The sequence below is a fragment of the Streptomyces cylindrosporus genome, assembly GCF_022698165.1.
Taxonomy (GTDB): Bacteria; Actinomycetota; Actinomycetes; order Streptomycetales; family Streptomycetaceae; genus Streptomyces; species Streptomyces cylindrosporus.
In genome coordinates, this window is the sequence record NZ_JALDAY010000003.1 from 181,795 (window position 1) to 196,256 (window position 14,462).

The following is a 14,462-nucleotide window of genomic DNA, read 5'->3' on the forward strand; positions in this document are numbered from 1 at the left end:
CGTAGCGCTGAAGCCGTGGAGCCGCAGCCGCAATCGAGACAAGGACGTCAGCATGTCGGCATTGAGCAACAGCAACTTCTCCCGCCGATCGCTCTTCCGGGCGGCCGCGGGCATGGCCGCCGCGGGCACGCTGGCGGCGTGTGGGAGCAACAACGGGCGGGGGGGCGGGTCCGGTTCGGGCAAGCAGCTCACCCAGATGTTCCACGCATACGGCGAGGCCGGAACCGAGCAGGCGATCAAGCGCTACGCCGCCGCGTACAAGGACGCGAACGTCACCACGCAGTGGATCACCAGCAGCGACTACGAGAGCAAGCTGTTCGCGACGCTGCTGACCAAGAGCGCACCGGACCTGTTCGAGTTCCACCCGCAGATCCAGTTGGTCAAGAGCGGGCAGGTGGCGGACCTGAGCGACCTCATCGACCCGGTCAAGAGCGACTTCAACCCGGCCGACATCAAGTCGCACACGGTCGACGGGAAGATATACGGCGTCCGGATGATCGACGACCCGCAGTTCTTCTTCTACCGGCCCTCACTCCTGGAGAAGGCCGGCGTCAAGGTCCCGGAGACCCTGGACGAGCTGATCGAGGCTGCCGCCAAGCTGACCACCGGGAAGGTCAAGGGCCTGTACATCGGCAACGACCTGCACGCGGTCATCAACCCGATGATCTGGTCCGCGGGCGCCGACACTCTCAACGACAAGAACGAGATCGCCTACCACACGCCCGGCGTCGTCGAGGGCATCAAGAAGATGCGCAAGCTGTTCACCAGCGGCGACCTTCTGCTGGACGCCCCCACCGACTACTGGGACCCCTCTTCGCTCAGTCAGGGACTGTGTGCCATCCAGTTCTGCGGCATGTGGGCGATGCCCCAGTTCCAGAAGGCGCTCGGCGACGACATCGGCATCTTCCCCTTCCCGAAGACCATCGACTCCGGCAAGCAGTCGGTCTACAACGGCGGCTGGTCGATGTTCGTCAACGCCAAGGGCAGCAATGTCGACGCAGCCAAGGAGTACGTGAAGTGGTTGTGGATCGACCAGAAGAAGTACCAGGAGGACTGGGCGACTTCGTACGGCTTCCACATCCCGCCCCGGGCCTCGATCGCCGCGTCCGCCACCAAGCTCAAGTCGGGTCTGCCGGCCGAGGGCGTCAAGCTCTTCAACGAGTTCGGCCACTTCGACAACATCGGCTGGACGCAGGCGATGATCACCGCGCTGGAGGACGTCTTCGCCGACTCCGTCCGCAAGGGCGGTGACCCGGAGGCGGCGCTCGACAAGGCCGACAAGGCGGTCAACCGCGAGCTCAAGAAGCTCTTCGGATAGGCCCCCGGACGGACCTGGACATGTCGACGACCACGACGCGCGACCTCGCGAGCCCCGCCCCGGCCAAGGCCTCCTCGGCCAAGCCGCGGCGGGGTCTGCGGGGCAACAGCACCTTCAACTTCTGGCTCTTCACCGGCCCGTTCCTCATCGGGCTGATGATCTTCGTCTACGTTCCCATCGGCTGGAGCATCTGGCTCAGCTTCTTCGACGCCCGCTTCACCGTCACGCCGGACAAGTTCATCGGCTTCGACAACTACAAGTACATGCTGACGAACGACGACTTCATCGGTTCGCTCGGCACCTTCACCGTCTTCGCCGCGTTCATCGTGCCCACCACCTGGGCGACCTCGCTGGGCCTCGCCCTGCTGGTGAACCGGCTGCGCTTCATGCGGGCGTTCTTCCGGTCGGTCTTCTTCCTGCCGACCGCCGTGTCCTATGTCGCCGCGGCACTGATCTGGAAGATGTCCATCTTCAGCGGAGTCCGCTTCGGCCTGATGAACACGGTCATCGGTTGGTTCGGCGTCGACAACATCGCCTGGCTCGCCGACCCCAGTCCGCCCTGGTACTGGTTCGTCATCGTGACGCTGCGCATCTGGATCCAGTCCGGCTTCTACATGATCCTTTTCCTGGCGGCACTGCAGAACATCCCCGCCGAGCTGTACGAGGCCGCCGCCATCGACGGTGCCAAGCCGGGCTGGCAGACGTTCCGGTACATCACCCTGCCGCAGCTGCGGGCCACCTCGACCGCGGTGATCCTGCTTCTGATCATCGCCGCGTATCAGGCCTTCGACGAGTTCTTCAACCTGCTGGCCAAGACGACATGGGGGCGACCGCCTCTCGTCGAGCTCTACTACAAGGCCCTCGGCACGGAACAGGACTACGGCGCCGGCAGCGCGGGCGCGGTCATCCTGACCCTGCTCATCGTCATCGTCACCCTGTTCCAGGGCAAGATCATGGGCTTCGGAAGGGGGGACGAGTCCAAGTGACCACCACCACGCCCGGCATCCGCAAGACCAAGCCCCGTCGCGCCAAGCGCGGCGGAGTGATGGGCAACACCGGTCTCTACATCGCCACCGGTGTGGCCGCCCTCCTCTTCCTCGTGCCGTTCTACATCCTGGTGCGCAACGCCCTCTCCACCGACGCCAAGATCACCGGAGAGAACTGGGAGCTGTTCCCCACCGACATCCAGTGGAGCAACATCACGGACGTGTTCAACGATCCGTCGGTGGACTTCGCCCGGTCGCTGTGGAACTCCACAGTCGTCGCCGTTCTGCACACCGTCGGCATCCTGTTCATCTGCTCCCTGGCCGGCTACGGCCTGGCCCGCATCCCGTACAAGCACGCCAACAAGATCTTCTACCTCGTGCTGGGCACCCTGATGGTCCCGACCGCCGTCACCTTCGTGCCCAGCTTCGTGCTGGTCTCGTCGCTCGGCTGGGTGGACACCTACCGCGGGCTCATCATTCCGGCCCTCTTCAGTGGTTTCACCTGCTTCCTGTTCCGGCAGTACTTCCTGGGGTTCCCGAAGGAACTGGAGGAGGCGGCGCGCGTGGACGGGCTCGGCTACTGGGGTGCGTACTGGCGTGTCGTGGTGCCGAACTCTCTGAACTTCTTCGCCGCGATGGCGACCATCACGTTCCTCAACGGCTGGAACTCCTTCCTGTGGCCGTTGGTCATCGGCCAGGACCCGAGCTCGTGGACCGTGCAGGTCGCGCTCTCTTCGTACATGACCAACCAGACCGTCGTCTTCCACCAGATCTTCATGGCCACCGCCATCTCCATCCTCCCCCTGGTCTTCGTGTTCCTCTTCCTCCAGCGCTGGCTGGTGCAGGGAATCGCGCAGACTGGCATCAAGGGCTGACGCCCTTCCCGTAGGCCTGCCACTCACGACCTGGAGACCGATGTCTTTCCGCACGACCACGGCCATCGACTACGTCGAGGACGTATCGCCCGGCAGCGGGGCCCTCCCGCCCCGCGCCTGGTACGCGGCCTCCGACGCCACGTCACTCTCACTCAACGGCAGCTGGCGACTGCGCGTGTCGCCGACCGCCGACGCCGAGGACGACTCGTTCGCCGAGCCGGGCTTCGACGCCGGGAACTGGGCCGAGGTCACGGTCCCCGGCCACTGGGTCCTCCAGGGCGAGGGCGCGTTCGGCCTGCCCATCTACACCAACCACCTCTACCCCTTCCCGGTCGACCCGCCGCACGTCCCGACGGAGAACCCGACCGGCGACCACATCCGCGTCTTCGACCTGCCCGAGGACTGGCCCTCGGACGGCGGCGCCGTCATCCGCTTCGACGGCGTCGAGTCCTGCGCCCGCGTCTGGCTCAACGGCACGGACATCGGCGAGTTCAAGGGCTCCCGCCTGCCGCACGAGTTCGCGGTCGGGCACCTGCTGAAGCCGGCCGGCAACGTCCTCGCCGTCCGGGTGCACCAGTGGTCCGCCGGCTCCTACCTGGAGGACCAGGACCAGTGGTGGCTCCCGGGCATCTTCCGTGACGTGACCCTGCTGCACCGGCCGGCCGGCAGCGCGCTCGACTTCTTCGTGCACGCCTCCTACGACCACCGCACGGGCGAGGGCACCCTGCGCGTCGACTCCGACGTCGACGGGCGGGTGTCCGTGCCCGCCCTGGACATCGATGTCGAGACCGGGGAAACGGTTACGGTACGCGTCGATCCGTGGACCGCCGAGACTCCGAAGCTGTACGACGGTGTCCTGGTCACCGAGGGCGAGCGGGTGCCGTTGCGCATCGGTTTCCGGACCGTCGTACTCGAGGACGGGCTCATCAAGGTCAACGGGAAGCCACTGCTCTTCAAGGGCGTCAACCGCCACGAATGGCACCCGGAGAAGGGCCGCGCCCTCGACCTGGAGACCATGCGCGAGGACGTGCTGCTGATGAAGCGGCACAACCTCAACGCCGTGCGCACCTCGCACTACCCGCCGCACCCGGCCTTCCTCGACCTGTGCGACGAGTACGGGCTGTGGGTCATCGACGAGTGCGACCTGGAGACCCACGGTTTCACCGAGCAGGCCTGGCGGGACAACCCCGTCGACGACGACCGCTGGACCCCGGCCCTTCTCGACCGCGCCGCGCGCATGGTCGAGCGGGACAAGAACCACCCGTCGGTGGTCGTCTGGTCGCTGGGCAACGAGGCCGGCACCGGCCGCGGGCTGACCGCGATGGCCGAGTGGATCCACGGCCGCGACTCCTCGCGCCTCGTGCACTACGAGGGCGACTGGAACTGCCGTGACACGGACGTCTATTCGCGGATGTACGCCAATCACGGCGAGGTCGAGCAGATCGGCAAGGAGCTGGACGGGGGCACCCACAAGCGGCGTGAACTCCCCTTCATCCTCTGCGAGTACGGGCACGCGATGGGCAACGGCCCGGGCGGCATCGCCGACTACCAGGAGCTGTTCGAGAAGTACGAGCGGCTGCAGGGCGGCTTCATCTGGGAGTGGATCGACCACGGCGTCACCCACCCCGAGCTGGGCTATGCCTACGGCGGCGACTTCGGCGAGGAGCTGCACGACGGGAACTTCGTCTGCGACGGCCTGATCTTCCCGGACCGGACCCCGTCACCGGGCCTGCTGGAGTTCAAGAAGGTCATCGAGCCGGTCTCCTTCGAGGGCGCCGACGGCACCGTGCGGGTCACCAACAAGCAGGACTTCGCCGGTCTGTCCGCATTCGCCTTCGAGTGGTCCTACCAAGTGGACGGCGAGAGCGTCGAGTCGGGCTCCCTGTCCGTGCCCGCGCTCGCGCCGGGCGAGTCGGCGGACGTGAAGCTGCCCGAGCCGCCCGCTCAGTCGCCGGCCGGTGCGGAGACGCAGTGGACGGTACGGGCGCTACTCGCGGCCGACACCGACTGGGCGCCGCAGGGCCACGAGGTCGCGTGGGGTGAAGTGCCGGTTGCGGCAAGGTCGTTGCCGTCCGTCGCCGCGACCGACGGGCCCGTGGCGGGCGACGGCGTGATCACGCTCGGTCCGGCCTCCTTCGACGCCCGTACCGGGGCACTGAAGACGATCGGCGGCGTCGAGGTGAGCGGGCTGCGCCTGGACGTGTGGCGGGCGACCACCGACAACGACGAGGGCGCCGAGTGGCTGACCGGCGTCCGCTGCGCCGAGCAGTGGCGCAAGTACGGGCTGCACCGCATGCGGCACCGGCTGGCCTCGGTGGAACTCGACGACGACGCGCTGACCGTGCGGACCCGGGTCGCCCCGGCCGCCTGGGAGTTCGGTCTCGCCACGGTGTACCGCTGGACCTCGGACGGCAGCCGGCTCAGGCTGACCGTGTCCGTGGGCCCGGAGGGCGAGTGGCCGGTGCCGCTGCCGCGCCTCGGCGTGCGGTTCGGGCTCACCCGCGCCGACGCCGTGAAGTGGTACGGCGGCGGTCCCGGCGAGGGCTACCCCGACACCAAGGCGGCCTCCAGGGTGGGCCGTTGGGAGTCGACGGTGGACGGCCTCCAGACGCCGTACCTCCGTCCGCAGGAGAACGGCGCCCGCGCGGACGTCCGCTGGGCCGAGCTCGGCGGGCTGCGCATCGAGGGCGACCCGGAGTTCTTCCTGACCGCCCGGCGCTGGACGACCGAGCAGCTCGACGCCGCCACCCACCTCACCGACCTGACACCGGGCGAGACGGTGTGGGTGAACCTCGACCACGCGCTGCACGGCATCGGCACCGGATCCTGCGGCCCGGGCGTGCTCCCGCCGTACCAACTGCACGCCGGGCCCGCCGAGTTCTCCTTCGTGTTCTCGGAAATCCCGGAAAACTCGGAAATCGTGGACGTCAGTTGAGTGACATGGTCCTGAGGGCCCCCGCGGCCGACCGGCTCTTCAGCCGGTCGGCCGCGGTCGCGTCCTGCGTCGGTTTCGTCCTGATCGGCATGCTCCAGGCGCTCTACGGCCCCGCGGTGCCGGGCCTGCGCGCGGAGTTCGGCCTGTCCCCGTCGGGCGCGGGCCTCGGCCTGAGCCTGCACTTCACGGGTGGTGTCGCGGGCGTGCTCGCCTTCAACGCCATCCACTCCCGAATAAGCAACCGGGCGCTGCTGGCGGCGAGTTACGCGCTGATGGCGCTCGGCGGCGCGGGCTTCGCACTCGCGCCGAACTGGCCGCTCGCGCTGGCCGCAGCCTTCCTGGCCGGCCTCGGCTTCGGCGGCATCGACTACGGCCTCAACCAGCTGTTCGCGGCGGGCTTCGGCGACCGCTCGACGGCCATGCTGAACGTCCTCAACGCCCACTTCGGCATCGGCGCGGTGCTCGGCCCGGCGGTGGTGGCCTGGCTGGGCCCGGACGAGTACGCGTACGCCTTCGGGGCCTGTGCGGCGCTGGCGGCGGCGCTGGTGGTCCTGGGCTCAAGCGGCGTACGGACCAAGCCCGTCGAGGATCCGCCGGAGAAGGCGACCGGCTCCTTGGGCCTCCCCCGCATCCTCGTCGGCTTCCTCGTCCTGTACATCCTGAACGTCGGCGTGGAAGCGGGTGTGGGCGGCTGGGAGCCCACCCATCTGGAGACCGTCGGCTACACCGCGACCGTGGCCGCCTCTGCGACCTCCGTGTACTGGCTGATGATGACGGCGGGGCGTTTCCTCGTCGTACCGATCACTCTGAAGTACTCCCCCGAGCGCATCCTGACGATCTGCGCGGCCGGCATGACCGTGTGTCTGCTGCTGGCACGTGTAAAAGGAGTGGCGCCGGTGGCGTACGCCGGTGTTGGGTTGTTCATCGCGCCGGTCTTCCCGACCGGACTGCCCTGGCTGAACAGGGCGCTTCCCCAGGCGAGGCGCGCCGGTGCCTGGGTCATCGCCGCGTCGATGGTCGGCGGAGTGGCGGCTCCCCCACTGCTGGGGGTGGGCATCGAGGCCTCGGGCATCCACGCGGTCCCCTGGCTGCTCACCGCGCTCTCCGCCGCCTCGCTCGCGGCGACCGTCTGGTTGATACGACTCACCCGGAGGTATGTCGGTTGATCGGCAGCATCGAGGTCCGCGGTCTGTCGCGCACCTTTCACACCACGGTCCGCCGTCCCGGTTTCGCCGGTGCGCTGCGTTCCCTCGTCAACCCGGAGCGGTCGGTCAAGCACGCCGTCTCCGACATCAGCTTCGACGTGGCGTCGGGTGAACTCCTCGCCCTGCTGGGCCCGAACGGCGCAGGCAAGTCCACCACCATCAAGATGCTCACCGGCATCCTCACGCCGACCTCGGGCGAGGCCCGGGTGGCGGGCGTGGTGCCGTACCAGGACCGGGAGCGCAACGCCCGTAACATCGGCGCGGTGTTCGGGCAGCGCACCCAGCTGTGGTGGGACCTGCCGGTGCGGGAGTCGTTCGCGATCCTGCGGGACATCTACGAGGTGCCCAAGGCCGAACACGCGGCCAGGCTGCGGGAGTTCGACGAGATCCTCGAACTGTCCGCGTTCTGGGACACCCGCGTCCGCCATCTCTCCCTCGGCCAGCGGGTGCGCTGCGACCTGGCCGCCGCGCTGCTGCACGACCCGCCGGTCGTCTTCCTCGACGAGCCGACCATCGGCATGGACGTCGTGGTCAAGGAACAGGTGCGGGAGTTCCTGAGGCACCAGGTCGAACAGCGCGGCCGTACCGTCCTGTTGACCACCCACGACATGACCGAGGTCGAGCGGCTCGCCGAGCGGGTCGTGCTCATCAACCACGGCCGGCTGGTGCTCGACGGCACGCTCGACGAGATCCGCCGCAAGTACGGCTCGACCTGGCAGGTACGCGCGACGCTCGCCGACGCGCACACCGCCGTCGTACCGCCGCCGCCGGGGATCGCGCTGCTGCGGCAGGACGGGCCGCAGGTGGTGTTCGGGCCGGACGGGTCCGGGGCGCCGACGGTCCACCAGGCGTTGAAGGCGGTCATCGAGCGGTACGAGGTGACGGGCGTCGCCATCGACGAGGCCGACCTGGAGGACGTGATGCGGGCCGCCTACGTCCACGCCGGTCCGGCCGCCGAAGGGGTCTGAGATGGCGGTCCTGCACGCCTGGCGCGCCGCCCGTGTCACCCCGCTCGGCGAACTGCACGCCCCGCCGCGGATGACGGCCGTCCTGATCCGGCTGACCGTCCAGGTGGTGCTGGTCGCGTCGCTGTGGAGCGGTCTGTACGCGCATTCCGGTCCGACGGCCGGCCTGAGCCGCGAGCAGGCGATCACCTACGCGGTGCTGGCCGTACTCGCCTCCCGGCTGCGGGAGTTGGACCAGTACGCGGGCCGGGACAGCGTGCTGCAGCACATGCACTTCGGCACCATCGTCTACTGGTACCTGCGCCCGCTGCCGCCCGCCCGCTACCACGCGCTGCGCGCGCTCGGCGAGCAGGTGTACGGGGCCGCGTGGGCGCTCGCGGGATACGCGGTGTGCCTCGCGGTCGGGGTGGTGGAGCCGCCCAAGTCGGCTGCCGTGGCAGGGGTGTTCCTCGTCAGTCTGCTGCTCGGCCAGCTGATCCTCTACTTCATCATGCTGCTGATCGACCAGTGGTGTTTCTGGATGCTGCGCAACAACTCCGCCGTGCTGATCCTGATCTTCGCGCAGAACCTGCTGTCCGGGGTGTACGCGCCGCTGTGGTTCTTCCCCGACTGGTTCCGCACGATGAGCGGCTTCCTGCCCTTCCAGGCGACGCTCAGCGTGCCGCTGTCGCTGTACATCGGCCGGATCCGACTGGCCGACGCAGGCGGGCAGTTGGCGATCCAGGCGGGGTGGGTCGTCGTGCTCTTCCTCGTCACCCGGTTCCTGTGGCGGCGCGCCGCCCGCCGTGTCGTCTCCCAGGGAGGCTGAGGCCTGTGAACGCCGTCCGGATCGCCTGGCGCATCACGCGTCTCAACATCCGTGCCCAGATGGAGTACCGGGTCGAGTTCCTGCTGAACATCGCGATCGGCGCGATCTGGCAGGTTTCGGTGATCGTGTTCGCGACCGTGCTGCTGGCCCGGTTCACCGGCATGGGCGGCTGGGACAGCTCCGACGTGCTGCTGATCCCGGCGACGCGCATGCTCGCGCACGGCCTGTTCGTGCTGTTCCTGGGCCGGCTGCACGGGGTGGGCCGGTTCATCCAGGAAGGCATCATCGACATCTACCTGGTGCGGCCCCTGCCGGTCCACCGCCAGGTGCAGCTGCAGTACTTCCCCACCAACGCGATCGGCGACCTCACCGTGGCCGCGGGCCTGATGGCGGGCGCGCTGAGCCGCAGCCAACTCGACTGGAACGCGGGCCGGATCACCTACCTCCTCGCCTGCCTCCTCGGCGGCATGCTCCTGGAGGCCGCCCTGTTCACGACCGTCGCCTGCGCCTCGCTCCGCTTCCCGGCGGCCGACTACTGGGGCCGCTGGCTGGAGGAGCTCCTCGGCACCTTCGGCAGCTACCCACTCAACGTCCTGCCCAAGGCGGTGGGCGGCCTCCTCACCTTCGGCCTCCCCCTCGCGTTCGTCGCCTACTTCCCGGCCGCGGTCCTCACCGGCCACGGCCACGACACGGGCGTCCCGTACTGGCTGGCGGCGGCCTCCCCACTGGTCGGACTGCTCGCCTACGCGGCGGCACGACTGCTGTGGCGCTGGAGCCTCGACCACTACACGGGGGTGAACGGATGACGGCCCACACGGCCGCATCCGCCGACTTACGCACCCGCCTCGCGGTCCGCCTGGTGTTCGTCGTCCTCGGCGGCACCCAGGGCGGCTGGATGGCCCGGATCCCGGCGATCCGGGACCAGGTCGGGGTGGACACGGCCCGCTGGGGACTGCTGAGCAGCTCCTCGGCGGCCGGGGACGTCGTGGCGATCGTCCTGATCACGGTTCTGATCGGCCGGGTCAGCAGCCGCCCACTGGCCCTCGCGGGCTCGGCAGTCGTCCTTCTCAACGCGCCGGTGCTCGCCGGGGCCGGGTCCGTCCCGGCCCTGGTGCTGGGCCTGACGGTGTGGGGAGCCGGGGCGACCTTCCTCGCCACGCCCGTCAACGCGCTCGCGGTGGCGGCGGAGCGTGCCCAGGGCCGCCCCCTGATGTCCGGCTTCCACGCCTGCTACAGCGTCGGCGTACTGGCGGGCGGCGCGCTGGGCACACTCGCGGCGGCCACGGGCGTCTCACCGGGCGTCCAGATGGCGGCGAGCAGCGGTGTCCTCGGCGCACTGCTCCTGTTCCTGGGCGCCGGGCTGCCGGAGGAGGCGCCGGTCGCCAAGGAGCAACGACGGCCGGTACGACACCGGTTCACACCCCAGTTGGTCCTGCTGGGCGGCATCGCCTTCCTGGGCGCCTTCGTCGAAGGGGCCGCGTCCCAGTGGAGTTCGGTGTACGTGGCCGACTACCTGGACGAGGGCGCGGCGCTCGGCGCGGCGACCTACACGAGCTTCTCGGTGGCGATCCTGGCCTGCCGCCTCCTGGGCGACCGCTTGGTGGCCCGCCTGGGCCGCAGGGGCTTCCTGCGCGTCTCCCTCCTCACCGTCGCGACGGGCGTCGCCGTAACCGTCGTACACCCCACACTCTGGTCGGCCCTCGCCGGTTTCGTCATCACGGGCCTGGGCATCGCCTGCGTACTCCCGGCGGCCATAGCCCTGGCCGGCCGCCAACCGACGGTCCCACCCGGCGAGGCCGTCTCGGTCATCACGATCGGCCAGTGGCCGGGCTTCCTGCTGGCGGGGCCGGCGGTGGGGGTGCTCGCGGGGGCGACGAGCTTGCGGACGGCACTCGCGGCGCTGGTGGTGGCGGGGGCTGCGGGTGCTGTGCTGGCTCGGTGGGTGGTGGTGCCGGGCGGGAGCTGAGTCAGGAAGTGCGGCCCGATCGCCGTATCGGCGTGAACAGCGCCACGACCGCGATCAGTACGCAGCAGCCGCCCACGACCAGACCCACCGGTGCTGTGCCCCGTCGCTCCGCCGCCCAGGTCAGGGTCGCCGCGCCGATGGGGGCCGCCGAGTACTGGAGGGTCCAGAAGGCGGAGGTGACTCGGCCGAGGAGGGGCTCGGGGGTTGTTTCCTGGCGTAGGGACATGGAGCAGGTGCCCGCGATGCCCACGCAGGCCAGGAAGGTCGCGCTCAGGGCGGCTACGACAGGGATGTCGTGGGTCCAGCCGAGGCCCGCGAAGGCCAGCCCGCTCACCGCGACCGCCGCGGGCCAGGTGCGGCCGAAGCCGAGACGGCGGCGGATGCGGGCGACCAGGAGCGAGCCGGCGATCGTGCCGAGCGCGCCGCACGCCATGACCGTGCCGACCGTGCCGTCGTCGTGGCCGAGGTCGTGCTTGAGGTGGTAGATGACCAGGTCGGTCAGGCCGAGGGTGAGGAAGCTGAAGGCGAAGAGGAGGGCGGTGAGGGAGCGCAGGATCGGATGGGCGTAGAGGAAGGAGACGCCCGTGCGGAGGTCCTGGCCGAGGGTGGTGCGGCGTCCGGTTTCGTCGGCTTCGTCGGCTTCGTCGGCCGGGCGGGGGCGGAAGCGGACCAGGAACATGCAGGCCGCCGAGACGGCGAAGCTCGCCGCGTCCACGCCGACGGCCGTGGCCGGGCCCGCCGCCGCGGCCATCAACCCGGCGCACGCCGGGCCGAGTACACCGGCCGCGGCGGCGGTCGCGTTCAGCCGCCCGTTGGCCTCGGTCAGCTGCTCGGTGCCGACCAGGCCGCGGACGACGGTGACATACCCGACGGCGAAGAGCATGCCGACGGCCTCGCAGAGCGGAAGCACGACGTACAGCAGCCAGATCCGCGGGCCGAACAGCCACACCAGCGGGATCACGCCGTACAGCACCATCCGGCCCAGATCACAGGCGATGAGGAGGCGGCGCCGGTCGGCCCGGTCGACCAGCGCGCCAGCGAAGACCGCGGCGAGCACGGAGGCCGCCCCGCCGACCGCCGTCAGCAGGCCCATGCGGGCGAGTGAGCCGGTCGCCTGGAGGACGAGGAGGGGCAGGGCGATCAGGGCGAAGGAGTCACCGAGGACGGAGAGGGTCTGGGCCGTCCAGAAGATGCCGAAGTCCCGTTGCCGCCAGAGGGGTTGGTGGGCGTCGGGTGGGGTGGGGGCACGGGTGCGTTCGCCGGGATCGCCGTGCTGTCGCGCCTCATGTGTCACGTGGTCCCCTCGTGCCGGTGTCGTTCCACCAGGATGGTTCGGTACGGGGCTCCGGTCACGCGGTTGTCGACTCGGGCCCGGCAGCCGACGAGCGTCGGCTTCACGCGTCCACCAGCAGTTCGGCCGCCGTCCGTATGCGGGGTATCGACGACGGCAGCAGCCACAGCACCGACAGCGCACCGCCGACTCCCGCTACGACGAAGGTCGTTCGGAGGCCGACCGTTTCCGCGAGTACTCCCCCGATCACGGCCCCGAGCGGGCGTATGCCGTAGTTGACCGTGCTGTAGGCGCCGGTGACGCGGGCGCGCAGGGCGTCCGGAGTGACCGCGGTCTGCAGGGAGTTGAGGTTGACGTCGAAGAGCATGACACCGAGGCCGATGAGGAACTGCGCCCCGCCCAGGATGCCGACGCGTGCCCAGACCGGGCCGCCCGCCAGGGCCACGGCGGCGAAGGGTGCGGGGAAGAGCACGGCGCCGATCACGACACAGCGGCCCGAGCCGATGCTCCGGGCGAGCCACGGGGCGGTCAGTGCGCCGAGGAGGGAGCCGGTGGCGCCCACTCCGAGGGTCAAACCGATACGCCGGGCGGGAGTTGGAGGATCCGGTCGGCGAACAGCACCACGAGGCCGGTGCCCGTGAGGAGCGTGAAGAAGTTGAGGGTCGTCGTACAGGCGAGGCCCGCACGCAGCACCGGTTCACGCAGAACGAAGGCAAGTCCCTCACGGGCGCCGCGCAGCAACGGCTCTTTCCGGAGGCCGTGTTGGGCGGCGAGCGGCGCCGCGTCCAGACGCACCCCGCGAAGCAGCAGTGCCGACGCGAGGAAGGACAGCGCGTCCGCGACGACCGCGACCGGCGCCGTCAGAACCTGTACCAGTCCGCCGCCCAGCGCCGGACCGGCCACGAACGACGCCGAACGGGCCGTGCCGAACTTGCTGTTGGCCTCGACGTACGCCGAACTCGGCACCAGCCGCGCGAAGAAGGGCGACCAGGCGCACCCGGCCAGCACACCGGCGAAGCCGACGCCGAGTGTCACGGCGTACAGCTGGCCGAGGGTGAGTGTGCCGCAGAGGTAGGCGACGGGGACGGTCAGGAGCACGGCCGCCCGGACGACGTCCGTGGCGATCAACAGCCGCCGTTTGTCAGGGCGTTGGTCCACCCACACACCCAACACGGTCGCGAGCAGGTTCGGCGCCCAGGCGAGCGCTGTCAGCCAGGCCACCTGCCCGGCCGAGGCGTGCAGCACCCCTACGGCGACCAACGGCACGGCCACCTCGGAGACGCGGTCCCCGAACTGCGAGACGGCACTGCCGGCCCAGCAGCGGACGAAGCGAGGGTCGCGCCACAGCGACGCCGGTGACCTTCGCGGCCGCCTCACGCGCCGGCGTCCGAACCGTGGGCCGCGCAGCCGTCGGCATTCGAACCATCCGCGAGAGAACCGTCCGCGCCCGGACCATCCGCGCCAGAACCGCCCGCGCCAGAACTGTCCGCCTCCGGCTCATCCGCCGCCTCGGGCAACAGATACCGCAGCACCCGTACATCCCGCGCACCGTGCGGCCGTTGCTCCGCCGCGCGTGTCACATACGGCGCGAGCACGGCCTCCATCGCGTCCTCGATCCGGGCGAGTTCCTCGGCCGAGACCACGATCCGGGTGTTGGCCAGCATGGCGACCCGGCGCCACCGCGGCTCAAGGACCGGCTCGACCTCGGTCGCCCACCGCTCGGGGACCTCCGCGACCTGGGCGAACATCTCCCAGAACAGCGCCCGCGCGGCCGACACCCCGTCCTCGTCCTCCGGCATCTCGAACCGGAACCCGCGGCCCACTGCCTCCCACCGCCGCTCCCGCCGATCCGCCGAGCCCTCTGCATCCCGGACCAGACCGAAACCCGCGAGGTGCCGCAGATGCCAGCTGGCGACGGACGGGGTGGCGCCGACGTGCGGGGAGAGCTGGGTCGCGGTGGCCGGGCCGTACCGCTGCAGCCGTTCCAGGATGGCGAGCCGCACGGGGTGAGCGAGGGCGCGCATGGCCTTGGGGTCGGTGATCTCGACATCGCCGAGGTGGTTACGGCGGTTACGAGGGCTGGAGTCGCCGGAATCCATGTTGTGAGAGTGTC

13 protein-coding genes are annotated in these 14,462 nt (G+C 70.0%); 9 read left to right on the forward strand and 4 right to left on the reverse strand.

What is annotated here, in order from left to right; all coding sequences use genetic code 11:
• Positions 1–52: 52 nt before the first annotated feature.
• Genes MQP27_RS10290 through MQP27_RS10330 form a run of 9 tightly spaced genes read left to right on the forward strand, consistent with a single transcriptional unit; the run spans position 53 to position 11,058 of the window.
• Positions 53–1,318 carry an ABC transporter substrate-binding protein gene (locus MQP27_RS10290; protein WP_242764130.1) on the forward strand — a complete coding sequence of 422 codons (1,266 nt, stop codon included), beginning with the start codon at positions 53–55 and terminating at the stop codon, positions 1,316–1,318.
• 20 nt (positions 1,319–1,338) lie between these two features.
• A complete protein-coding gene (locus MQP27_RS10295; RefSeq protein ID WP_242764132.1) occupies positions 1,339–2,304 on the forward strand; it encodes a carbohydrate ABC transporter permease in 966 nt (321 codons plus the stop codon).
• Positions 2,301–3,179: a carbohydrate ABC transporter permease gene (locus MQP27_RS10300; protein WP_242764134.1), complete on the forward strand. Its 879-nt coding sequence runs from the start codon at positions 2,301–2,303 to the stop codon at positions 3,177–3,179. The genes MQP27_RS10295 and MQP27_RS10300 overlap by 4 nt, the downstream gene beginning before the upstream one ends.
• A 40-nt stretch (positions 3,180–3,219) precedes the next feature.
• The gene (locus MQP27_RS10305) at positions 3,220–6,114 is read left to right on the forward strand and encodes a glycoside hydrolase family 2 TIM barrel-domain containing protein (RefSeq protein ID WP_242764136.1); all 2,895 of its coding nucleotides are present in this window, start codon (positions 3,220–3,222) and stop codon (positions 6,112–6,114) included.
• A 5-nt stretch (positions 6,115–6,119) separates the two neighbouring features.
• Positions 6,120–7,280, forward strand: coding sequence for an MFS transporter (locus tag MQP27_RS10310; protein ID WP_242765062.1), 1,161 nt, complete (start codon positions 6,120–6,122; stop codon positions 7,278–7,280).
• The gene (locus MQP27_RS10315) at positions 7,277–8,287 is read left to right on the forward strand and encodes an ABC transporter ATP-binding protein (RefSeq protein WP_242764138.1); all 1,011 of its coding nucleotides are present in this window, start codon (positions 7,277–7,279) and stop codon (positions 8,285–8,287) included. Before MQP27_RS10310 ends, MQP27_RS10315 begins: the two co-directional genes overlap by 4 nt.
• A gap of 1 nt (position 8,288) precedes the next feature.
• A complete protein-coding gene (locus MQP27_RS10320; protein WP_242764140.1) occupies positions 8,289–9,092 on the forward strand; it encodes an ABC transporter permease in 804 nt (267 codons plus the stop codon).
• 5 nt (positions 9,093–9,097) lie between these two features.
• Positions 9,098–9,898: an ABC transporter permease gene (locus MQP27_RS10325; protein WP_242764142.1), complete on the forward strand. Its 801-nt coding sequence runs from the start codon at positions 9,098–9,100 to the stop codon at positions 9,896–9,898.
• The gene (locus MQP27_RS10330) at positions 9,895–11,058 is read left to right on the forward strand and encodes an MFS transporter (protein WP_242764144.1); all 1,164 of its coding nucleotides are present in this window, start codon (positions 9,895–9,897) and stop codon (positions 11,056–11,058) included. The genes MQP27_RS10325 and MQP27_RS10330 overlap by 4 nt, the downstream gene beginning before the upstream one ends.
• 1 nt (position 11,059) lies before the next feature.
• Here MQP27_RS10330 and MQP27_RS10335 read toward each other — a convergent pair whose 3' ends face one another.
• The 4 genes from MQP27_RS10335 to MQP27_RS10345 all read right to left on the reverse strand — a co-directional run bounded on the left by MQP27_RS10335 (position 11,060) and on the right by MQP27_RS10345 (position 14,448).
• Complete coding sequence (locus tag MQP27_RS10335) at positions 11,060–12,352, reverse strand: MFS transporter (RefSeq protein ID WP_242764146.1); 1,293 nt, start codon at positions 12,350–12,352, stop codon at positions 11,060–11,062.
• Between the two features lie 100 nt (positions 12,353–12,452).
• Positions 12,453–12,923, reverse strand: coding sequence for an MFS transporter (locus MQP27_RS50895; protein ID WP_278195918.1), 471 nt, complete (start codon positions 12,921–12,923; stop codon positions 12,453–12,455).
• Positions 12,920–13,726 carry an MFS transporter gene (locus MQP27_RS50900; protein WP_308289920.1) on the reverse strand — a complete coding sequence of 269 codons (807 nt, stop codon included), beginning with the start codon at positions 13,724–13,726 and terminating at the stop codon, positions 12,920–12,922. Before MQP27_RS50900 ends, MQP27_RS50895 begins: the two co-directional genes overlap by 4 nt.
• Positions 13,723–14,448 carry an ArsR/SmtB family transcription factor gene (locus tag MQP27_RS10345; protein ID WP_242764148.1) on the reverse strand — a complete coding sequence of 242 codons (726 nt, stop codon included), beginning with the start codon at positions 14,446–14,448 and terminating at the stop codon, positions 13,723–13,725. The genes MQP27_RS50900 and MQP27_RS10345 overlap by 4 nt, the downstream gene beginning before the upstream one ends.
• Between the last annotated feature and the right edge of the window lie 14 nt (positions 14,449–14,462).